At 72.7% G+C, this 21,499-nt stretch carries 18 protein-coding genes; 16 read left to right on the forward strand and 2 right to left on the reverse strand.

Annotated features, from left to right (window positions below; translation table 11 throughout):
- Positions 1-1,053 carry an AAA family ATPase gene (locus ABT263_RS03670; protein ID WP_380382775.1) on the reverse strand — a complete coding sequence of 351 codons (1,053 nt, stop codon included), beginning with the start codon at positions 1,051-1,053 and terminating at the stop codon, positions 1-3.
- A 339-nt stretch (positions 1,054-1,392) separates the two neighbouring features.
- Complete coding sequence (locus ABT263_RS03675; RefSeq protein WP_329487263.1) at positions 1,393-1,935, reverse strand: beta-class carbonic anhydrase; 543 nt, start codon at positions 1,933-1,935, stop codon at positions 1,393-1,395.
- 586 nt (positions 1,936-2,521) lie between these two features.
- Between ABT263_RS03675 and rsmH the strand changes: the two genes are divergently transcribed.
- The 16 genes from rsmH to ABT263_RS03755 all read left to right on the forward strand — a co-directional run bounded on the left by rsmH (position 2,522) and on the right by ABT263_RS03755 (position 21,345).
- On the forward strand, positions 2,522-3,496 hold the full coding sequence (gene rsmH / locus ABT263_RS03680; RefSeq protein WP_352287112.1) for a 16S rRNA (cytosine(1402)-N(4))-methyltransferase RsmH: 975 nt from the start codon (positions 2,522-2,524) through the stop codon (positions 3,494-3,496).
- Between the two features lie 48 nt (positions 3,497-3,544).
- Entirely contained in the window at positions 3,545-4,138 is a 594-nt protein-coding gene (gene ftsL, locus ABT263_RS03685; protein WP_352287115.1) for a cell division protein FtsL, read from the forward strand.
- On the forward strand, positions 4,135-6,432 hold the full coding sequence (locus ABT263_RS03690) for a peptidoglycan D,D-transpeptidase FtsI family protein (protein ID WP_352287118.1): 2,298 nt from the start codon (positions 4,135-4,137) through the stop codon (positions 6,430-6,432). The genes ftsL and ABT263_RS03690 overlap by 4 nt, the downstream gene beginning before the upstream one ends.
- A gap of 6 nt (positions 6,433-6,438) precedes the next feature.
- On the forward strand, positions 6,439-8,091 hold the full coding sequence (locus ABT263_RS03695; protein WP_380382770.1) for a UDP-N-acetylmuramoyl-L-alanyl-D-glutamate--2,6-diaminopimelate ligase: 1,653 nt from the start codon (positions 6,439-6,441) through the stop codon (positions 8,089-8,091).
- Complete coding sequence (locus ABT263_RS03700) at positions 8,088-9,491, forward strand: UDP-N-acetylmuramoyl-tripeptide--D-alanyl-D-alanine ligase (protein WP_329487258.1); 1,404 nt, start codon at positions 8,088-8,090, stop codon at positions 9,489-9,491. The genes ABT263_RS03695 and ABT263_RS03700 overlap by 4 nt, the downstream gene beginning before the upstream one ends.
- Positions 9,491-10,552, forward strand: coding sequence for a phospho-N-acetylmuramoyl-pentapeptide-transferase (mraY, locus tag ABT263_RS03705; protein WP_329487257.1), 1,062 nt, complete (start codon positions 9,491-9,493; stop codon positions 10,550-10,552). Before ABT263_RS03700 ends, mraY begins: the two co-directional genes overlap by 1 nt.
- Positions 10,549-11,982 carry a UDP-N-acetylmuramoyl-L-alanine--D-glutamate ligase gene (murD, locus tag ABT263_RS03710; RefSeq protein ID WP_352287123.1) on the forward strand — a complete coding sequence of 478 codons (1,434 nt, stop codon included), beginning with the start codon at positions 10,549-10,551 and terminating at the stop codon, positions 11,980-11,982. Before mraY ends, murD begins: the two co-directional genes overlap by 4 nt.
- 295 nt (positions 11,983-12,277) lie before the next feature.
- Positions 12,278-13,666 (forward strand): putative lipid II flippase FtsW, encoded by a 1,389-nt coding sequence (gene ftsW / locus ABT263_RS03715; RefSeq protein WP_352287125.1) that lies wholly within the window; start codon positions 12,278-12,280, stop codon positions 13,664-13,666.
- A gap of 6 nt (positions 13,667-13,672) precedes the next feature.
- A complete protein-coding gene (murG, locus tag ABT263_RS03720; protein ID WP_329487255.1) occupies positions 13,673-14,779 on the forward strand; it encodes an undecaprenyldiphospho-muramoylpentapeptide beta-N-acetylglucosaminyltransferase in 1,107 nt (368 codons plus the stop codon).
- A 55-nt stretch (positions 14,780-14,834) separates the two neighbouring features.
- Positions 14,835-15,578: a cell division protein FtsQ/DivIB gene (locus tag ABT263_RS03725; RefSeq protein WP_352287128.1), complete on the forward strand. Its 744-nt coding sequence runs from the start codon at positions 14,835-14,837 to the stop codon at positions 15,576-15,578.
- Positions 15,579-15,941: 363 nt separating this feature from the next.
- Positions 15,942-17,153 carry a cell division protein FtsZ gene (ftsZ, locus tag ABT263_RS03730; RefSeq protein ID WP_329487253.1) on the forward strand — a complete coding sequence of 404 codons (1,212 nt, stop codon included), beginning with the start codon at positions 15,942-15,944 and terminating at the stop codon, positions 17,151-17,153.
- 3 nt (positions 17,154-17,156) lie between these two features.
- Entirely contained in the window at positions 17,157-17,891 is a 735-nt protein-coding gene (gene pgeF / locus ABT263_RS03735) for a peptidoglycan editing factor PgeF (protein ID WP_352287130.1), read from the forward strand.
- The gene (locus tag ABT263_RS03740; protein WP_329487251.1) at positions 17,888-18,676 is read left to right on the forward strand and encodes a YggS family pyridoxal phosphate-dependent enzyme; all 789 of its coding nucleotides are present in this window, start codon (positions 17,888-17,890) and stop codon (positions 18,674-18,676) included. The genes pgeF and ABT263_RS03740 overlap by 4 nt, the downstream gene beginning before the upstream one ends.
- Before the next feature lie 303 nt (positions 18,677-18,979).
- Complete coding sequence (locus tag ABT263_RS03745) at positions 18,980-19,579, forward strand: cell division protein SepF (protein ID WP_329487250.1); 600 nt, start codon at positions 18,980-18,982, stop codon at positions 19,577-19,579.
- A 93-nt stretch (positions 19,580-19,672) separates the two neighbouring features.
- Positions 19,673-19,954, forward strand: coding sequence for a YggT family protein (locus ABT263_RS03750; RefSeq protein WP_148645520.1), 282 nt, complete (start codon positions 19,673-19,675; stop codon positions 19,952-19,954).
- Positions 19,955-20,013: 59 nt separating this feature from the next.
- On the forward strand, positions 20,014-21,345 hold the full coding sequence (locus tag ABT263_RS03755) for a DivIVA domain-containing protein (protein WP_352287132.1): 1,332 nt from the start codon (positions 20,014-20,016) through the stop codon (positions 21,343-21,345).
- Positions 21,346-21,499: the final 154 nt, after the last annotated feature.

A 21,499-nucleotide genomic window follows, 5' to 3' on the forward strand; every position in this document is an offset into this window, starting at 1 on the left:
TCAGCCCCTCCGCAGCGCCGGGCCGGCCTGGCCCTGCGGGCGCGGCAGCGGCAGCCGGGCGACCAGGTCGGTCACGATCTGCTCGGCGGTGCGCCGGCTCAGCTGGGTCTCGGCGGTCGGCATCAGGCGGTGCGCGAGCACCGGGACGGCCAGGCGCTGGATGTCGTCCGGGGTGACGTAGTCGCGGCCGTCCAGCGCGGCGGCGGCGCGGGCGGCCCGCACCAGGTGCAGGGTGGCGCGCGGCGAGGCGCCGAGCCGCAGCTCGTGGCTGTTCCGGGTGGCACCGACCAGGTCGACGGCGTAGCGGCGGACCGGGTCGGCGACGTGCACGGTGCGCACCAGGTCGATCAGCTTGAGGATGTCGGCGGCGTGCGCGACCGGCTGGAGGTCGTCCAGCGGGCTGGCGCCGCCGTGCACGTCGAGCATCGCGAACTCGGCCTCGGGGCTCGGGTAGCCGATCGAGATCCGGGCCATGAAGCGGTCCCGCTGGGCCTCCGGGAGGGGGTAGGTGCCCTCCATCTCGACCGGGTTCTGGGTGGCGACCACCATGAACGGCGACGGCAGCTCGTAGCTGGTGCCGTCGATGGTGACCTGGCGCTCCTCCATCGACTCCAGCAGCGCGGACTGGGTCTTCGGCGAGGCCCGGTTGATCTCGTCGCCGACCACGATCTGCGCGAAGATCGCGCCCGGGCGGAACTCGAAGTCGCGCTGGTGCTGGTCGAAGATGTTGGTGCCGGTGACGTCGGAGGGCAGCAGGTCCGGCGTGAACTGGATGCGGCGCACCGTGCAGTCGACGGACCGGGCGAGTGCCTTGGCCAGCATGGTCTTGCCGACGCCGGGCACGTCCTCCAGCAGCAGGTGGCCCTCGGCGAGCAGCACCGTCAGCGCGATCCGGACGGCCTCCGGCTTGCCCTCGATCACGCTCTCGATGTTGGCCCGGACCCGTTCCACCACGGCGGCGAGCTCGGGCAGGCCGACCGGGTGGTACCCCTTCGTCCCCCGGTCGCCCCCCGGACGACCTTCGAGACCGGCCTGATCGTTGTAGCTCGTCACCCGTACGCTCCCTGGCACACTGCGCCCGCCTCACCCCGAGGCGGGCCCCCACCCCATGCTGGACGCGGCTCCTCGGGAAGCGGTTCCGTGGCGGGAGCCGGTGCCGTCGTGGGGGCCTGCGGCCGGCCGCCCCAGGTGGTTCGGGGTCCGACCGGCAGGCGCATTCTCCCCCGGGTGGTGACCAGAAGTCACCACCCGGCCGAAAGCGCCCGGGACGCCGCGGGGAGGCGGGGCGCCCGCGCGGGGGCGGCGGGACGGGTGCGGAGGCCGTCGGCGGGAGTGCCGGCGGGGGCCCGGACGACGTTGGCCGGGCCGGAGACGGCCGGTGGACGGGGCGGGTCAGTCGATCTCGCGGAGCAGACCGGTGTGGACGTCGAAGACGAAACCCCGGACGTCGTCGGTGTGCAGCAGGAAGGGCGAGGTGCGGACCCGCTGCATGGACTGCCGGACGTCGCCGTCGAGGTCGATGAAGGACTCCACCGCCCACTGCGGGCGCTGGCCGACCTCCAGCTCCAGCTCGCGCCGGAAGTCCTCGGTGAGGCCGAGCAGACCGCAGCCGGTGTGGTGGATCAGCGCGACCGAGCGGGTGCCGAGGGCACGCTGGCTGATGGTGAGCGAGCGGATGGTGTCGTCGGTGACGACACCGCCCGCGTTGCGGATGACGTGGGCGTCGCCCAGTTCGAGGCCGAGCGCGGCGAACAGGTCGAGTCGGGCGTCCATGCACGCCACCACGGCGATGCGCTGGACGGGGCGGGCGTCCATGCCGCCGTCGCGGAAGGTCACCGCGTACTCGCGGTTGGCCGCCACGAAGCGGTCGATGATCTTCGGTTCGGTGGTGTCGGCAGCGGCTGTCGGCGTGGGCCGGTCGGGGGTCACTGTCATGGTGAAGACGTTAGTGCGAATCCGGCTTCCGTGGTGGGGCGGAGGGCTACAGACCGGGCGGCTGTGACCGAGTGCATATCGACAACCGGGTGGAGCGGCGTGCCGGTGGCCGAGGTGTTCCGAGCGGGTCTGTCCGGCCTCGTCGGGGTCGGGGCGCGCGGCCGTGCCGCGCGACCCCCGGACGGTGCCCCCGGCAGCCCGCCGGACGGCCGCGACCTGCGGTGATCCGTACCGCCGCCCGGGTGGTGCGCCGGAGCGGACCGTTGACTGACGGGGTGTCCGCGATAGAGTTGCGGCGCAGTGGAGAAGCACACCCGCCGGCGCCCGTCAACCGGGCGATTCCGGCCGGTGCGGCGGCCGACGCGGCCGGTGGCCTCCACCCGCTCCCGTGCCACCTGGCGCACCTTCCCCGGCGCCGGGCGGTCACGATCTTCCCCCTGAGCGGGCGGGGACCACGGGCCGCGTCCCGGCCGCCGGCGGCTGCCACCCGCCGCCCCACGCGGCGACTCCGGCGCACAGTGGGCCAAAATAGGTCGGAGCTCCCGGACGTCGGGCTGCTCCGCACCGAAGAAGGGCGCCACCGCGCATGAGCACCAACGATCCGGCCCCCAAGCACGTCCCCGTGATGCTGCAGCGGTGCATGGACGCGCTGGCCCCGGCGATCTCGCAGCCCGGCGCGGTGGTGGTGGACGCCACCCTCGGCCTGGGCGGGCACAGCGAGGCCCTGCTGACCCAGTTCCCGGAGGTCCGGCTGGTCGCGGTGGACCGTGACCCGGCGGCCCTGAAGCTCTCCGCGGAGCGGCTCGCCCCGTTCGGCGACCGGGCCACCCTGGTGCACGCCGTCTACGACGAGATCCCCGAGGTGCTGGAGCGCCTGGAGATCCCCCGGGTGCAGGGCGTCCTGTTCGACCTCGGGGTCTCCTCGATGCAGCTGGACGAGGCCGAGCGCGGTTTCGCCTACTCCCAGGACGCCCCGCTGGACATGCGGATGGACCAGACCCGGGGCCTCAGCGCGGCCGAGGTGCTCAACACCTACACCCACGGGCAGCTGGCCCGGATCCTCAAGGTGTACGGCGAGGAGCGGTTCGCCGGGAAGATCGCCTCGGTGATCCTGCGCGAGCGGGAGAAGGAACCGTTCACCAACAGCGCGCGTCTGGTCGATCTGGTGCGCAACGCCATTCCGGCCGCGACCCGCCGCACCGGCGGGAACCCGGCCAAGCGCACCTTCCAGGCGCTGCGGATCGAGGTCAACGGCGAGCTGGAGGTGCTGGACCGGGCGATCCCGGGCGCCCTGGACGCGCTGGCGCTGGGCGGGCGGATCGTGGTGATGTCCTACCAGTCGCTGGAGGACCGCCTGGTCAAGCAGTACCTGGCGGCGGGCGCGACCACCACCGCCCCGCCCGGGCTGCCGTTCGTCCCGGAGGAGCACCAGCCCTGGCTGAAGCTGATCACCCGCGGTGCCGAGCTGGCCACCGAGCAGGAGATCGAGGAGAACCGGCGCGCCGCGCCCGTGCGGCTGCGGGTGGCGGAGAGGATCAGGGACCGAAGCACCCGGGGCTGACCAGGTTCACGGGGCGGTCCGAAGGGCGGAGGGAACAGCGTGGGGCCGGTGGCCGGAGGCGGGGCGGGGAGCGCGGTGCTCCCCGGGCAGGGCGGCAGGGCGCGGATCACGGTGCGGCCCGGGCGGCGCCCGGTGCGGGGGAGGACACCGTTCGCGGTCCTGGTCGTGGTGCTGCTCGCGGCCGGGCTGCTCGGCCTGCTGGCGTTGAACACCGCCCTCAACGAGGGCTCCTTCGAGCTGTCCAGACTGCAGCGGCAGACCACCGTGCTCACCGACGAGCAGCAGGGCCTGCAGCACCAGATCGACCAGAACTCCGCACCGGACGCGCTCGCCCGCCGGGCCACCGAGCTGGGCATGGTGCCCGCCGGGGGGATGGCCTTCCTGGACGTCCCGAACGGCGGCAAGGTGCTCGGCACGCCCGGACCGGCCCAGGACAGCCCCCCGGTGAAACGGTCCACCGCCGAGCCGTGGCCCGGGAAGCAGCCGTCGCCGAGTGCCCAGCCGGGTGGGCCGGCCGCGCCGGCGCCCGGCGGTGACACCACCGTCCAGATCAACCCGGCCGCTCCGGCCGCCCCCGCCCCCGCCGGTTCGCCGGCCGCGCCCCAGCCGGCGCCGACCGCGACCGGAGGTGCGGGCCGATGAGCACGCCCCGACAGCCCACCGGCGGGACCGGCGGCGCCGGTGGCCGCCGATTCGTCGCCAAGGGCGCCGCACCGCGGCAGACCCCGCGCGGCCAGGCCGGCCGGGCTGAGCCCGGCAAGGCGCAGCCCGCGAAGGCCCAGCCGGCCAAGCCGCAGCCCGCCCGGGCGAAGCAGCCCCCGAAGGCCCAGCCGCCGAAGGCGCAGTCCCCGAAGGCGGCAGGACCCCGGAAGGCCCAGTCCGTCAAGGCCCAGTCGGCCATGCCGCGGCCCCCGCGGGCGCAGTCGGCCGGAACCGGCGACCCCAAGGCCGCCCGCCGACCGCTCCGCACCCCGGGCCAGCGCCGCCCGGAGGGCCGGCTGCCCGGCCGCCCGCGCCCGAAGTCCCGCCCGCCGCAGCGCCCCCAGGCCAGGGCGATCCGGCTGGCCGACCCGCGCCGCCGGCTGCGGGTGGTCACCGTCGCGCTGTTCCTGGTGTTCTCGGTCTTCGCCGGCCGCCTCGTCCAGCTCCAGCTGCTGGACTCCGACGCACTGGCCGCCGACGCCAACACCAACCGCTACCTGAGCATCCCGATCACCGCCGAGCGCGGCTCGATAACGTCCGCCGACGGCGTCGCCCTCGCCACCACCGTCGACGCCTACGACATCACCGCGGACCCGGCCATGTTCACCCCGGAGGCCGCGGGCGTCCCGGACGCCCCCGAGCAGGCGGCCGCGCTGCTCGCGCCGATCCTCGGCCTGTCCAAGGAGAAGCTCGCCGCCGACCTGCACACCCCCAAGACCCGCTACAAGCGGCTCGCCGCCCAGCAGAGCCCGGACGTCAAGAACCAGATCAGCGACCTCAAGTCGGGCCTGGAGAAGCAGGCGAACTCCAAGGCCTGCCTGGCCCAGAAGCGCCTGCTGACCAAGTCGGCCGAGGAGGGCGGCCGGACCAGGGTGGACAACGAGTGCGCCAACCCGCTGGCCGGCGTCTTCAACCGGGACACCCAGAAGCGCGTCTACCCCTCGGACGGGCTGGCCTCCAACCTGGTCGGCTTCGTCAACGCCGAGGGCGAGGGCGCCGGCGGCCTGGAGCAGCAGTACCAGAAGCAGCTCGCCGGCAAGGACGGCCGCAGCAGCTACGCCCAGGCGGGCGGCCGGCTGGTGCCCACCGCCGGCGGCTCGCTGGACCAGGCCGTGCCCGGCACCGACCTGCGGCTGACCGTCAACCGGGACATCCAGTGGGCCGCCCAGCGCGCCATCACCGACCAGGTCGCCAACGCCGGGGCGGAGAAGGGCTACGTCGTCGTCCAGGACGTGAAGACCGGTCAGGTCCTGGCCATGGCCACCTCGCCCGGCTTCAACCCCAACGACCTGAGCACGGCCAAGTCCTCCCAGCTCGGCAACCCGGCCCTGCAGGACTCCTACGAGCCGGGCAGCACGGCGAAGCTGATGACGATGGCCGCGGTGCTGGACAGCGGCAAGGCCACCTGGGACACCAAGGTGACGGTGCCCGGGCGGCTTCAGCGGGCCGACGTCAACTTCCAGGACGACGTCGACCACGGCACCTGGTACCTGACCCTGGCCGGGGTGCTGGCCAAGTCCTCCAACATCGGCACCATCGAGGCCTTCGAGACGCTCGGCGCCGACCAGCCGGAGGCCAACCGGGTGCTCGACGGCTACCTGCGCAAGTTCGGGGTGGCGCAGCCCACCGGGCTGGGCTTCCCGGGCGAGGCCGCCGGAAAGCTGAAGAAGCCGGAGGACCTCGTGGCCTCGGAGAAGTACAACATCACCTTCGGGCAGGGCCCGATGACCCTCAGCGCCCTCCAGGCCACCTCGGTCTACTCCACGATCGCCAACGGGGGCGTGCGCGTGGCGCCGAGCGTGGTCCAGGGCACCACCTCGCCGGACGGCAGGTACACCCCGGCCGCGCCGGGGGCCCAGACCCGGGTGGTCAGCGAGCAGACCGCGAAGACGCTCACCGAGATGCTGGAATCGGTCGTCACCGACGAGCAGGGCACCGGCGGCAAGGCCGCCGTCCCCGGCTACCGGGTGGCCGGCAAGACCGGCACCGCCAACCGGGTGGACCCGAAGACCGGCGGATACCGCGGGTACACCGCCTCGTTCATCGGCTTCGCGCCGGCCGACGCGCCCCGGGTCACCGTCTCCTGCGTGATCCAGGACCCGGTCAACGGCCACTTCGGCGGCCAGCTCTGCGGTCCGGTGTTCAAGCAGGTGATGGAGTTCACCCTGAAGACCCTGCAGGTGCCGCCGAGCGGCAGCGAGGCACCCAACCTGCCCGTCGAGTGGAAGCCGTGATCGACCATGAGCAACGAGCGGGCCGGGCGGGACGACGGCACGGCGAGGGCCCGGTTTGGCCCTGGACGCCCTTCGGCGGATAGCCTGCCCGCCGTGCCGAAACCCGATCAAATCACCGTGAGCCCGCCCCGCCCCGCCGGGGTGAAGGCCCTGCCGCTCGCCGAGCTGGCCCGTCTGCTCGGCCTCGCGCCGGTCGAGGGGGGCCCGGTCACCGGCGTCACCCACGACTCCCGCGCGGTGCGCCCCGGCGACGTCTACGTGGCCTTCCCGGGCGCCAACCACCACGGCGCGGCCTTCGCGGCCCAGGCCGCGGCCGCCGGCGCGGTGGCGCTGCTCACCGACCCGGCCGGTGCCGAACAGGCGGCCGGCAGCGGTCTGCCGTCGCTGGTGGTCGACCGGCCGCGGGCCCGGATGGGCGAACTGGCCGCCGCGGTCTACGGCCGCCCCGCCGACCGGCTGCTGATGATCGGGCTGACCGGCACCAACGGCAAGACCACCACCTCCTACCTGGTCGAGGGCGGTCTGCGCGGCGCCGGGCACAGCCCCGGCGTGATCGGCACCGTCGAGATGCGGGTCGGCGACGAGCGGATCAAGAGCGAGCGCACCACCCCCGAGGCCACCGACCTGCACGCGATCCTCGGCGTGATGGGGGAGCGCGGCGCGGACGCGGTGACCATGGAGGTCTCTAGCCACGCGCTGGTCTTCGGCCGGACCGACGGCGTCGTCTACGACGTCGCGCTGTTCAACAACCTCACGCCGGAGCACCTCGACTTCCACCCGGACATGGAGGACTACTTCCAGGCGAAGGCCCGGCTCTTCCAGCCCGGCAAGTCCCGGCTCGGAGTGGCCAACCTGGACGACGCCTACGGGCGCCGGCTGGTCGCCGAGGCGAAGATCCCGGTCACCTCGTTCTCCGCGACCGGCGCGGCCGAGGCCGACTGGCGCGCGGTGGACGTCCAGCTCGGCCCGATCGGCTCGACCTTCCGGGTGCTCGGCCCGGACGGCGCCGAGGCCGACGCGGCCGTCCCGCTGCCGGGGCCGTTCAACGTCGCCAACGCGCTGGCCGCGATCACCGTGCTGGTGACCGCCGGGCTGCCGCTGGAGCAGGTCGTCGCAGGGATCGCCGAGGTGCCCGGCGTGCCGGGCCGGCTGGAGCGGGTGGACGCCGGGCAGCCGTTCGTCGCGGTGGTCGACTACGCCCACAAGCCGGACGCCCTGCGCGCCGTCCTCGCCTCACTGCGCGAGGTCACCAAGGGCCGGCTGCACGTCGTGGTGGGCTGCGGCGGCGACCGCGACCCGCACAAGCGCGCCCCGATGGGCGCCATCGCCGCCGAGCTCGCCGACACCGCCCTGTTGACCAGCGACAACCCGCGCAGCGAGGACCCGTTGGCGATCCTCGCCACCATGCTCACGGGCGCCGCCTCGGTGCCCGAGGCCGAGCGCGGCGCCGTCCTGGTCGTGCCCGACCGGGCCGAGGCGGTCCACCTCGCGGTGGCCCGCGCCCAGGCCGGTGACACCGTGCTGGTGGCCGGCAAGGGCCATGAGCTCGGCCAGTACGTAAGAGACGAGATCCGCCCCTTCGACGACCGGGAGGTACTGCGGGACTCGATCACGCGGACCACGGCCGCCCGGGGCACCGGAGGAGTAGAGCAGCCGTGATCGCACTGACCCTCGCCGAGGTGGCCGCAGCCGTCGGAGGCACCCTGGACGGCGCCGACCCCGACACCCCGGTCACCGGCCCGGTCGAGGTCGACTCCCGCAAGGTGCGCCCCGGCTGCCTGTTCGCGGCCTTCGCCGGCGAACACGTGGACGGCCACGACTATGCCGAGAAGGCGGTCGCCGCCGGCGCCGTCGCGGTGCTGGCCGCCCGCCCGGTCGGGGTGCCCGCCGTCCTGGTCGACAGCGTGGTGGACGCACTCGGCAAGCTGGCCCGGGCGGTGGTGGCCCGCGCCGAATCCACCACCGTGGTCGCGCTGACCGGCTCGGCCGGCAAGACCAGCACCAAGGACCTGATCGCCCAACTGCTCCAGCGGCTCGGCGACACCGTCTACCCGCCCGGCTCGCTCAACAACGAGATCGGGCACCCGATGACGGCGCTGCGGGTCGAGGCCGGCACCCGGCACCTGGTGATGGAGATGGGCGCCCGGCACAAGGGCGACATCGAGTACCTCACCTCGATCACCCCGCCGCGGATCGGCCTGGTGCTGAACGTCGGCACCGCCCACGTCGGCGAGTTCGGCTCCCAGCAGGCGATCGCCGAGGCGAAGGGCGAGCTGGTCGAGGCGCTGCCGGCGGACGGTGCGGCGATCCTCAACGCCGACGACCCGCTGGTGCGCGCGATGGCCTCCCGCACCAGGGCCCGGGTGGTGTACTTCGGGGAGTCCCGCGAGGCGCACGTCCGGGCACAGGATGTTCGCCTGGACTCCACCGGACGGCCATCGTTCACGCTGACCACCCCGGCCGGTTCCGCACCCGTGCAGCTGCGCCTGTACGGTGAGCACCACGTCTCGAACGCCCTCGCCGCCGCAGCGGTGGCGGTGGAGCTCGGGATGTCCGTCGATGACACCGCCGAAGCGCTGAGCGAGGCGGGTGCGCTGTCCCGCTGGCGCATGGAGGTCGTCGACCGGGCCGATGGTCTCACCGTCGTGAACGACGCCTACAACGCGAACCCCGACTCGATGCGGGCCGCGCTGCGGGCGCTGGTCTCGATCGGAGGGCGCGGCCCGGAGCGCCGCCGCACCTGGGCGGTGCTCGGCGAGATGCGGGAGCTCGGCGAGGACAGCCTGGCCGAGCACGACGCCATCGGGCGGCTCGCGGTACGGCTGGACGTCACCAAGCTGGTGGCGGTCGGCGGACGCGAGGCGGCCTGCATGGAACTGGGCGCTAGGAACGAAGGTTCGTGGGGTGAGGAGTCGGTGCTGGTGTCCGACGCGGACGCGGCGGTCGAACTGCTGCGCAGTCAGCTTCGGCCGGGGGATGTGGTCCTGGTGAAGGCTTCCCGTTCGGTGGGGCTCGAGAAGGTGGCCGAGGCACTGCTCGCGGACGGTGCGGCCGAGTAATGAAGCAGATCCTCTTCTCCGGCATGATCGGCCTCGTCCTCTCGCTGCTCGGGACCCCGGCCCTGATCAAGCTGCTCGCCAAGCGCGGCTACGGCCAGTACATCCGCGACGACGGCCCCAAGGCGCACCACAGCAAGAAGGGCACGCCCACCATGGGCGGCATCGCCTTCATCCTGGCGACGCTGATCGCCTACTTCGCGACCAAGGCGATAACGGGCGACTCGCCGACCGCCTCCGGTCTGCTGGTGCTGTTCCTGACGGTCGGTCTGGGCCTGGTCGGCTTCCTGGACGACTACATCAAGGTCGTCAAGCGCCGTTCGCTCGGCCTGCGGGCCAAGGCCAAGCTCTTCGGCCAGTCGTTCGTGGGCCTCGCCTTCGCGATCCTCGCGCTGCAGTTCAGCGACGACCGCGGGCTCTCCCCGGCCTCCCAGCACCTCTCCTTCGTCCGGGACTTCGGCTGGTCGATCGGCCCGGTGCTGTTCGTCATCTTCGCGTACTTCATGATCGCCGCGATGTCGAACGGCGTGAACCTGACGGACGGCCTCGACGGCCTGGCCACCGGCGCCTCGGTGATGGTCTTCGGCGCCTACACGTTCATCGGCGTCTGGGAGTACGGCCAGAGCTGCGCCTACGCGATCTCGGCCACCTCCAGCTGCTACGACGTCCGCGACCCGCTGGACCTCGCGGTGGTCGCCGCCGCCCTGATGGGCTCCTGCTTCGGCTTCCTCTGGTGGAACACCTCGCCCGCCAAGATCTTCATGGGTGACACCGGCTCGCTCGCCCTCGGCGGCGCCCTGGCCGGTCTGGCGATCTGCTCGCGCACCGAGCTGCTGCTCGCGCTGCTCGGCGGCCTCTACGTGATCATCACCCTCTCGGTGATCATCCAGGTCGGCTCCTTCCGGATGACCGGCAAGCGGGTCTTCAAGATGGCCCCGCTGCAGCACCACTTCGAACTCAAGGGCTGGACCGAGGTCCTGATCGTGGTCCGGTTCTGGATCATCCAGGGCCTCTGCGTGGCCGTCGGTCTCGGCCTCTTCTACGCGGGATGGGTGACGGGATGACCGGACCGGTGTGGACCGGACTGCCGGTCGCCGTCGCCGGCCTGGGCGTCTCCGGCATCAGCGCCGCCCGGGTGCTGCACGGCCTCGGCGCGCTGGTCACGGTCGTGGACGGCGGCTCCGGCCCGGGCCTGGAGGCCCGCGCCGCCGAGCTGCGGGCACTGGGCGTCACCGTCCGCCTCGGCGACGGCGACAGCCTGCCCGAGGGCACCCGGCTGGTCGTCACCTCGCCGGGCTGGCCGCCCAGCAGCCCGCTGTTCGCCGCCGCCGAGGCGGCCGGCGTCGAGGTCTGGGGCGACGTCGAACTGGCCTGGCGCCTGCGCGCGCCGCTGGCGTCCACCGGCGAGCCGGCCCCCTGGCTGGCCGTCACCGGCACCAACGGCAAGACCACCACCGTCCAGATGCTCGCCTCGATCCTCACCGCCGCCGGCCGGCGCACCGCCGCCGTCGGCAACGTCGGGGTCTCGGTGCTGGACGCGGTGCTCGCCGAGGAGCCGTACGACGTGCTCGCCGTCGAGCTCTCCAGCTACCAGCTGCACTGGGCGCCCTCGCTGCGCCCGTACGCGGCGGCCGTGCTCAACCTGGCACCCGACCACCTCGACTGGCACGGCTCGATGGAGGCGTACGCCGCCGACAAGGGCCGGATCTACGAGGGCAACGTCGTCGCCTGCGTGTACAACCTGGCCGACCCGGCCACCGAGGCGCTGGTCCGCGAGGCCGACGTCGAGGAGGGCTGCCGGGCGATCGGATTCGGCCTCGGCTCGCCCGGCCTGTCGAACCTCGGTGTCGTCGACGGCCTGCTGGTGGACCGCGCCTTCGTGCCGGACCGGGACAAGAACGCCGCCGAGCTGGGCTCGGTCGCCGACGTCCACCCGCCGGCCCCGCACAACATCGCCAACGCGCTCGCCGCCGCCGCCCTCGCCCGGGCGTACGGGGTGGACGCCGCGGCCGTCCGGGAGGGGCTGCGGGCCTTCCGCCCGGACGCCCACCGGATCGCCGAGGTCGGCGTGGTCGCCGGGGTCACGTACATCGACGACTCCAAGGCCACCAACACCCATGCCGCCGCGGCCTCGCTGGCCGCGTACCGGCCGGTGGTCTGGATCGCCGGCGGGCTGGCCAAGGGCGCCGCGTTCGACGACCTGGTCCAGGGCGCGGCCGAGCGGCTGCGCGCCGTGGTGCTGATCGGCCAGGACCGCGGGGTGATCCGGGACGCGCTGGCGCGACACGCGCCGGATGTCCCGGTGATCGAGGCGGCCGAGGGCCAGACTGGCGCGGTGGCGATGACCGAGGTGGTCCGTACGGCCGCGTCACTCGCCCGATCGGGTGACACGGTGCTGCTGGCCCCGGCCTGCGCCTCGATGGACATGTTCACCAACTACGGCGAGCGCGGCGACCTCTTCGCCGCGGCGGTCCGGGAGCTCGCGGACAGCTGACGGCCGGCCGGCCGGTTCGCCCGGACGTCCGACTCGGCTCATCCGCCCGTGCACGGCGGCCCGTCCCGTTCGCCCGGACGTCCGACTCGGCCGCCGACCGGTGCACGGGCCGCCCGGCCTGGCTCGCACAGACGTCCGGCTCGGCCCGCCGACCAGTGCACGGGCGAGCGAGCCGAAGGGGCGCGCCGGTGCCGAAAGGGTGGAGCGAGGACGCCCCGAGGAACGAGGGGCGTTGGAGCGACGAGTGTCGGCGCCGGGTCAAAGCGCCCCGGAGGCGAGCCGAGCCTCAAAAGGAATGAGGGGCAGCGTGGTGGCGGGGCAGGGCAGGGAGGGCGGTTCCGGTACGCCGGGAAAGGGCTCCGGCGATCCGTGGCGGGTGCTCTCGGCCACCACGACCGCCTACAAGTCGGCCGGCCCGTTGGCCCGTCTGCAGGCCTTCCGGGCCCGTCTGCGGTACACCCTGGACCGGCCGCTCACGCCCTATCTGCTGATCATCGGCGCGACGCTGCTGCTCGTGGTGCTCGGCCTGATGATGGTCTTCTCGGCCTCGCAGATCCTGGCGCTGGGCCAGCACCGGTCCACCCAGTTCTACTTCTTCAAGCAACTGGTCGCGGTGCTGCTCGGCTTCTCGCTGCTGGTCGGCTTCGCGCTGGTCCCGGTGGCGGTGCTCCGGGTGATCGTCTACCCCGTGATGTTCGGCGTGATCGGTGCGCTCGCGCTGGTCGCGATCCCCGGGGTCGGGGTGGAGGTCAACGGCAACCGGAACTGGCTGGATCTGGGCTTCTTCCAGTTCCAGCCGTCCGAGTTCGCCAAGCTCGCGCTGGTGCTCTGGGGGGCCGACCTGCTCGCCCGCAAGCAGCGGACCGGCACCCTCGACCAGTGGAAGCACCTGCTGGTCCCGCTGGTGCCGGGCGCGCTGCTGCTGCTCGCGATGATCATGCTCGGCGGCGACATGGGCACCTCGATGATCCTGGTCGCCATGCTGTTCGGCCTGCTCTGGATGGTCGGCGCCCCGATGCGGCTGTTCGTCGCCACCCTCGGCGTCGCCGTCGTGGTCTGCACCGCCCTGGTGGTCACCGTCCCGCACCGGGCCGAACGGCTCTCCTGCATCGGGGTGACCAAGCTCGACCCGGCCGGCGCGTGCTTCCAGGCGCTGCACGGGGTGTACTCGTTCGGACTGGGCGGTCTGTTCGGTTCCGGCCTCGGCGCCGGCGTCGAGAAATGGGGCCAGCTCCCGGAGGCGCACACCGACTTCATCTTCGCCACGACGGGCGAGGAACTGGGTCTGGTGGGGACGCTGTCGGTGATCGGTCTCTTCGCGGCACTAGGCTACGCGGGTATCCGTGTGGCCATCGGTACGAAGGACCCCTTCGTCAGGTACGCCGCGGGGGCCGCCACCACGTGGATCATGGCGCAGGCCGTGATCAACCTGGGGTCGGCACTGGGACTGCTGCCCATCGCGGGCGTCCCGCTCCCGCTGTTCTCCTACGGCGGTTCCGCCATGCTGTCGGCCATGTCCGTGATCGGTGTGCTGCTGTGCCTCGCGCGCAGCACCTCGGGCGCGAAGGCGGCCCTGGCCGCCCGGAGCAAGAACTCCCGGATCAGGAGACGACTGGCCCGGGTGCTGCCACGACGACGAACCACAGCGCGCCCGGCCCCGGTGCCGGCACGCAGGGAGCGGTGAATTTCGGTGCATGTCGTACTCGCCGGCGGGGGGACCGCCGGTCACATCGAGCCGGCCCTCGCCCTCGCGGACGCCCTCCGCAGGCACGACCCGTCCATCGGGATCACCGCCCTGGGCACCGAGCGCGGCCTGGAGACCCGGCTGGTGCCCGAGCGGGGCTACCACCTGGAGCTGATCCCGGCCGTTCCGCTGCCCCGCAAGCCCACCCCCGAGCTGATCACCGTCCCGGGCCGGCTGCGCGGCACCGTCCGGGCCGCCCAGGAGATCATCGAGCGGGTCAAGGCGGACGTCGTGGTCGGCTTCGGCGGCTACGTCGCGATGCCGGCCTACCTGGCCGCCAAGCGGGCCGGGGTGCCGATCGTGGTCCACGAGGCCAACGCCCGGCCCGGCCTGGCCAACAAGATCGGTGCCCGGTACAGCGACTTCGTCGCCGTCTCCACGCCGGACAGCAAGCTGCGCGACTCCCGGTACATCGGCATCCCGCTGCGCCGGACCATCGCCACCCTGGACCGCAACGCGGCCCGGCCGGAGGCCCGGCACTACTTCGGCCTCGACCAGCGGCTGCCCACGCTGCTGGTCTCCGGCGGCTCGCAGGGCGCCCGCCGGCTCAACGAGACCGTCACCGCCATCGCGCCCCGGCTCCAGCAGTACGGCGTGCAGATCCTGCACGCGGTCGGGCCGAAGAACGAGCTGCCGCAGGTGGACGACATCCCCGGGATGCCGCCCTACCGCGCCGTGCCGTACGTGGACCGGATGGACCTCGCGTACGCCGCCGCCGACCTGATGCTCTGCCGGGCCGGCGCCATGACGGTGGCCGAGCTGGCGGCGGTGGGCCTGCCGGCCGCCTTCGTCCCGCTGCCGATCGGCAACGGCGAGCAGCGGCTGAACGCCCAGCCGATGGTCAAGGCCGGCGGCGGGCTGCTGGTCGACGACGCGGAACTGACCCCGGAGTGGGTCCTGCAGAACGTCCTGCCGGTGCTCACCGACCCGCAGCGGCTCTGGGACATGAGCCGGGCCGCCGCCGAGTTCGGCCGCCGGGACGCCGACGACCTGCTGGTCGGCATGGTCTACGAAGCGATCGAGGCCGCCAGGGGTGGCCGCCGCCGTGGCTGACGGTCGGCCCGCCGATCAACCCCCGGCCTCCGGCCGGGGGTACCCGCGGGAGGAGGTGGAGTTCGGGGACGAGGAGTACTCGCCCCGGCTCCGGCTCTCCCGGCGGGGCATCGCGGTGCTGGCCGCGCTCGGCGCCTCGGTGCTGGGCGGGCTGGCCTGGCTGGTCTTCCTCTCCTCGGCCCTGGACGTGCGCAGCGTCGCGGTGCAGGGGGTGCAGGACGACCGGCTGACGGTCGACCAGGTCCGCGCGGCGATCGGCACGGTCGGTGCCGGCCCGCTGGCCCGGGTCGACCTGGACGCCGCCACCCGGCGGGTGGAGGCGATCCCGCGGGTGGCCCGGGCCGAGGTCTGGCGGGGCTGGCCGCACACCCTGCGGGTGAAGATCACCCAGCGCACCGCGGTGGCCGCCGTCAAGGGGGACGACGGCAGATTCACCCAGGTGGACGCAGGTGGCGTGAGCTTCGCCACCGAGGACGCCGCCCCGGCCGGAGTGCCGGTGGTCGAACTGCGGCTCAGTCAGCAGGCGAACGACGCGGCCGGGGTGATGTCCCGTCCGCAGTTGGTCCAGGGGGCGGTGGCGGTCGCCGCCGGGCTGCCCGCCGAGGTCCGGCAGCGGGCCGGGGCGGTGCTGGTGCACTCCTACGACGACATCCAGCTGCAGCTCAGCGGGGGTGCCACGGTCCGCTGGGGGAGTCCGGACCAGATCGATCGAAAAGCCCGGGTGCTGGTGGCACTGATGAGTCAGAAGGGTACGAACTTCGACGTCAGTGCGCCGGACGCGCCGGCGGTGTCGGGATGATCCGGTAGGTTCTCTCCCTGGGGAGGGGTTGACGCCTTTCGGTGACGGCCCGACCCTTGGTGGTCACCCCGGTTTCATAAGCTGGTTGATGATCACATAGGCTCAAAAGAAAAAGGGAAGCTCGGCGTGTTCGTTGAAACACGTGCCCGGGGCCACCTAGTGTCCTGTGTCACCAGACTGTGCTTCCTGGTGATGTGACGGAGGCACAGCACTAACCCTAAACGTCAAGTTTAGGGTTGGGGTCGGCGGTCGGCATTTCGGACATTCAGTCAGAAACCAGGCTCCCTACCCATCGACATCCGTCGGTACGGCACCCCACAGGGGGCCGGCCGACCCGGAAATTCGAGGCGAGAGGCCTTCGACGTGGCAGCACCGCAGAACTACCTCGCAGTCATCAAGGTTGTCGGCATCGGCGGCGGTGGTGTCAACGCCATCAACCGGATGATCGAGGTCGGTCTCAAGGGCGTCGAGTTCATCGCGATCAACACCGATGCGCAGGCCCTCCTGATGAGCGACGCCGACGTCAAGCTCGATGTGGGCCGTGAACTCACCCGGGGCCTCGGCGCCGGCGCCAACCCCGAGGTCGGCCGCAAGGCCGCCGAGGACCACCGCGAGGAGATCGAGGAGGTCCTCAAGGGGGCCGACATGGTCTTCGTGACCGCGGGCGAGGGCGGTGGTACCGGCACGGGCGGCGCGCCGGTCGTCGCCAACATCGCCCGCTCGCTCGGCGCGCTGACCATCGGCGTGGTCACCCGCCCCTTCACCTTCGAGGGCCGTCGCCGCGCGAACCAGGCCGAGGACGGCATCGCCGGCCTGCGCGAAGAGGTCGACACCCTCATCGTGATCCCCAACGACCGCCTGCTGTCCATCTCGGACCGCCAGGTCAGCGTGCTGGACGCGTTCCGCTCCGCCGACCAGGTGCTGCTCTCCGGCGTCCAGGGCATCACCGACCTGATCACCACCCCCGGTCTGATCAACCTCGACTTCGCGGACGTCAAGTCCGTCATGTCGGAGGCCGGTTCGGCGCTCATGGGCATCGGGTCGGCCCGGGGCGAGGACCGCGCCAAGGCGGCCGCCGTGATGGCGATCTCCTCGCCGCTGCTGGAGGCCTCGATCGACGGCGCCCGCGGCGTGCTGCTCTCCATCTCCGGCGGCTCCGACCTCGGCCTGTTCGAGATCAACGAGTCCGCCCAGCTGGTCAGCGAGGCCGCGCACCCCGAGGCCAACATCATCTTCGGTGCGGTGATCGACGACGCGCTCGGCGACGAGGTGCGGGTCACCGTGATCGCGGCCGGCTTCGACGGCGGCCAGCCCCCGGCGATCGTCCGCGACCCGGTGGTCAAGGCCACCCCGGCCACGCCGCCGCCGGCCGCCCCCGAGCGTCCGGCGACCCGGCCCTCGTACGGGAGCATCGGGTCGGTGACGGCCCGCTCCGAGGGCGACGCCCCGGCGCGTTCGACGGAGAGCCCGGCCACCACGACCGCCGCTCCGGTGCCGCCGCAGGTGCAGCCGGCCCGCCAGCCGTACGTGGAGAGCCCCGCCGAGGAGCTCGACGTGCCGGACTTCCTGAAGTAAGCAGTGGTCGATCACGCAGTACGCAACGGTGCTCACTTCGCCTTCACCGACCGGTGGGGCGGGGTGAGCACTTCGCCGTACGGGGAGCTGAACCTCGGCGGCGCGGTGGGGGACGACCCGGACGCCGTCCGGCGCAACCGGGCGATCGCGGCCGGCGCGCTGGGCCTCGACCCGGCGGACGTGGTCTGGATGAACCAGGTCCACGGCGCGGAGGTGGCCGTGGTGACGCGGCGCCAGTCCGCGGGGGAGGCGCCGACCGTCGACGCGGTGGTCACCGACCGGCCGCTGGCGCTGGCGGTGCTGACTGCGGACTGCACGCCCGTCCTGCTGGCCGATCCGGTGGCGGGCGTGGTGGGCGCGGCCCACGCGGGCCGGCCCGGGCTCGCGGCCGGGGTGGTGCCGGCGGCGGTCCGGGCGATGGTGGAGCTGGGCGCCGAGCCGGGGCGGATCACCGCCGCGACCGGGCCCGCGGTCTGCGGCCGCTGCTACGAGGTGCCGGCGGAACTGCGTGCGGAGGTGGCCCGGCTGGTGCCGGCCGCGCACGCCGAGACTTCCTGGGGCACCCCGGCCCTGGACGTGCCGGAGGGAGTGGCGGCGCAGCTGTCCGCTGCGGGCGTCACCGAGTTGGTGCGATCATCGGTCTGCACCCTCGAATCCGCCGATCACTACTCCTATCGCCGCGAGCAGCGCACGGGCCGGCTCGCGAGCTACGTCTGGTTGGGCTCTGATCACTCATGACGAACGACATCTACGGACCGTTCCCGGGCGGTGCGGATTTCCTCGCCGCCCTGACGCCGGGCCAGCGGGCCCGGTACGAGGAACTCGGGACCAACCTCGACGTGGTCGAACGCCGGATCGCCGACGCCTGCGCGGCCGCGGGGCGGGCGCGTGACGAGGTGCGGCTGATCGTCGTCACCAAGACCTACCCGGCGCAGGACAGCGCACTGCTGGCCGCACTGGGCGTCACCGACGTCGCGGAGAACCGCGACCAGGACGCGGCGCCCAAGGCGGAGCAGTGCAGAAACCTTCCGCTGGACTGGCACTTCGTCGGCCAGCTGCAGACCAACAAGGTCCGCTCGGTGGTCCGGTACGCGAACCACGTGCACTCGGTGGACCGGCCGCGGCTGGTGGAGTCGCTCTCCGCGGCGGTGCTCAAGGCCGAGCGGCCCGAGCTCGGCTGCCTGGTGCAGGTCGCGCTGGAGAAGGAGCACGGCGAGGGCGAGGGCCGGGCCGGGGCGACCCCGTCGGAGGTCGAGGCGCTGGCCGACGCGATCGCCGACGCGCCCGGGCTGCGACTGGACGGTGTGATGACCGTCGCTCCGCTCTCCGGTCCGCTCGCCGGCGATCCGGCCCGGGCCTTCGAGCGGTTGACGGAAATCGCAACCGCCGTACGGGCGGCCCATCCTGCTGCCACCATGGTTTCCGCAGGAATGAGCGGTGACCTGGAGCAGGCCGTTGCCGCCGGGGCGACACACGTGCGCGTCGGAACGGCGGTACTCGGAGTGCGGTCACCCCTCGGGTAACGTCACCGGGTAGTAGATCAGACTGCAGGACAAAATAGGACAGAAGCTAGCAGCTTTCCAGAGCGCTGGCGAACCGTGGATCGTAGCTCCGCGGCCCCCACCCACGAGTTCTGACCGGCCGTCGGCCCGTCGGCTCGTCGTGGGCGGACCGCGGAATCCGCAGCCGGGGCCGGACGGCCCGGCCGTCGGTACGGAGCCGGTCCACCACGGAGCGGGCAGGGCGAGCGACCATCGAGAGGCGCGCGTTCGCGAAGCGACCACCGAGCGGACAGCGAGGTGGGCATGAGCGGAGGAGACAGGAGCATGGCCGGCGCAATGCGCAAGATGGCGGTCTACCTCGGCCTCGTGGAGGACGAGACGTACGACGGCCAGGGGTACGACCCCGACGACGACTACGACGCGGACCCCGAGCCGATCCGAACGGGGCGGACGGAGGACATCCCCCGGCCCGCCGCGGCACCCGCCCCGGTCTCCTCGATCACGCCGCAGCCGGTGCCGGCCGCGGTCCCGATCCGCCAGGAGACCCCGAGGATGGCCCCAGTGTCGTCCATCACACCCGAACGCCGCCACAACCTGGAGAAGAGCGCCCCGGTGATCATGCCCAAGGTAGTGAACGAACGAGAGCCCTACCGCATCACCACGCTGCACCCCCGGACCTACAACGAGGCCCGTACGATCGGGGAACAGTTCCGTGGCGGGACCCCGGTGATCATGAATCTCACCGAGATGGACGACACCGATGCCAAGCGGCTCGTAGACTTCGCCGCTGGACTCGTCTTCGGTCTGCACGGCAGTATCGAGCGCGTGACACAGAAGGTGTTCCTGCTGTCGCCTGCTAACGTCGATGTCACGGCGGAGGACAAGGCTCGGATCGCCGAGGGTGGGTTCTTCAACCAGAGCTGACCCGGCCATGACTTTACGTGTGGATCTGATCGACAGTGAGTTAGTGACAGGCGGCACGGCCGAAGGGTCGAGAACCGGGGAGAGGGAAGCGCGATGGGGATCGTGTGGGCGGTGCTCTATTACGCGCTGACCGTCTTCCTGGTGTTCCTGCTTGTGCGGCTGGTGATGGACTGGGTCTTCCAGTTCGCACGTTCGTGGCGGCCCGGCAAGGCCATGGTCCTGGTCCTGGAGGCCACGTACACTGTCACGGATCCGCCGCTCAAGCTTCTTCGGCGGTTCATTCCGCCGTTGCGTCTCGGGGGCGTGGCGCTCGACCTGTCCTTCTTCGTACTGATGATCATTGTGTATGTCCTGATCTCGCTTGTGCGGCCCTAGTCGTAGGTGAGCGATGCGACAGGATGCCGGTGTGCCGACGATCACGTTGAGGTGAAGAGATGCCATTGACCCCCGAGGACGTTCGGAACAAGCAGTTCACGACCGTCCGCCTGCGCGAAGGCTATGACGAGGACGAGGTCGATGCCTTCCTCGACGAGGTCGAGGCGGAGCTGACCCGCCTCCTCCGCGAGAACGAGGACCTGCGCGCCAAGCTGGCCGCCGCGACCCGTGCCGCCGCGCAGAACCAGGCCAACATGCGCAAGGAGCCGCCGCAGGACTCGCGTCCCGGCGCCCCGGTGCCGGCCGCCATATCCGGCCCGCCGGTGCCCGGGCAGCAGCAGGGCCCCGGCCCGCAGCAGATGGGCGGCCCCGGCGGTCCGCAGCAGATGGGCGGCCCGCAGCAGCAGCAGATGGGCAACCAGCCCCTCGGCCTGCCGTCCGGTGCCCCGCAGCTCCCGTCCGGCCAGGGCGGCCCGATGGGCGGCCAGCAGCAGCAGATGAACCAGACCATGGGCGGCCAGCAGCAGCTGGTACAGCCGATGGGCGGTCAGATGCTCCAGCCCATGGGCGGTCCGGGCGGCCCGCAGCAGATGGGCAACCCGATGGGCCAGGGCATGGGCCAGCAGCAGATGCAGCAGATGGGCGGCCCGATGGGCCAGCCGCAGCAGATGGGCGGCCCGATGGGCGCTCCGATGCAGCAGCAGCAGGGCCCCGGCGGCGACAGCGCGGCCCGCGTGCTGGCGCTCGCCCAGCAGACCGCGGACCAGGCGATCTCGGAGGCCCGTTCCGAGGCCAACAAGATCGTCGGCGAGGCGCGCAGCCGGGCCGAGGGTCTGGAGCGCGACGCCCGTGCCAAGGCCGACGCCCTGGAGCGGGACGCGCAGGAGAAGCACCGCGTCGCGATGGGCTCCCTGGAGTCCGCGCGGGCCACGCTGGAGCGCAAGGTCGAGGACCTGCGGGCGTTCGAGCGTGAGTACCGCACGCGTCTGAAGTCCTACCTGGAGACCCAGCTGCGCCAGCTGGAGTCGCAGGCGGACGACTCGCTCGCTCCGCCGCGCATCCCGGCCACCGCCTCGCTGCCGCCGGCCGCGTCGTCGATGGCTCCGGCCGGTGCGTCCGCGATGAGCGGGGGTGCTCCGAGCTTCGGTGGCAACCAGCCGTCCTTCGGCGGGAACCAGCCCTCGTTCGGCGGCCAGAGCTCCTTCGGCGGCAACAACGGTGCGCCGAGCTTCGGCGGGCAGTCCTCCGGTGGCAACTCCGGTGCCCCGCAGATGCAGCCGGCCGGGATGACGCAGCCGATGGCCGCCGTCCGCCCGCAGCCGCCGCAGCCGATGCAGCAGGCGCCGGCGCCGATGCGCGGTTTCCTGATCGACGAGGACGGCGACAACTGAGGTTGTAGCCAGGCATTTCGAGGGCGCCCCTGCCGTGACTTCCGGGTCATGACGGGGGCGCCCTCGTCTGTGCGCCCGCCCCCGGGTGAGCGCCGGTGCGACCGGGCGCCGGGGCGCGGGCTCCGGAGACGGCGAAGCCGCCGCCACCCCGGGT

This window comes from Kitasatospora sp. NPDC001603 (assembly GCF_040298365.1).
GTDB lineage: Bacteria > Actinomycetota > Actinomycetes > Streptomycetales > Streptomycetaceae > Kitasatospora.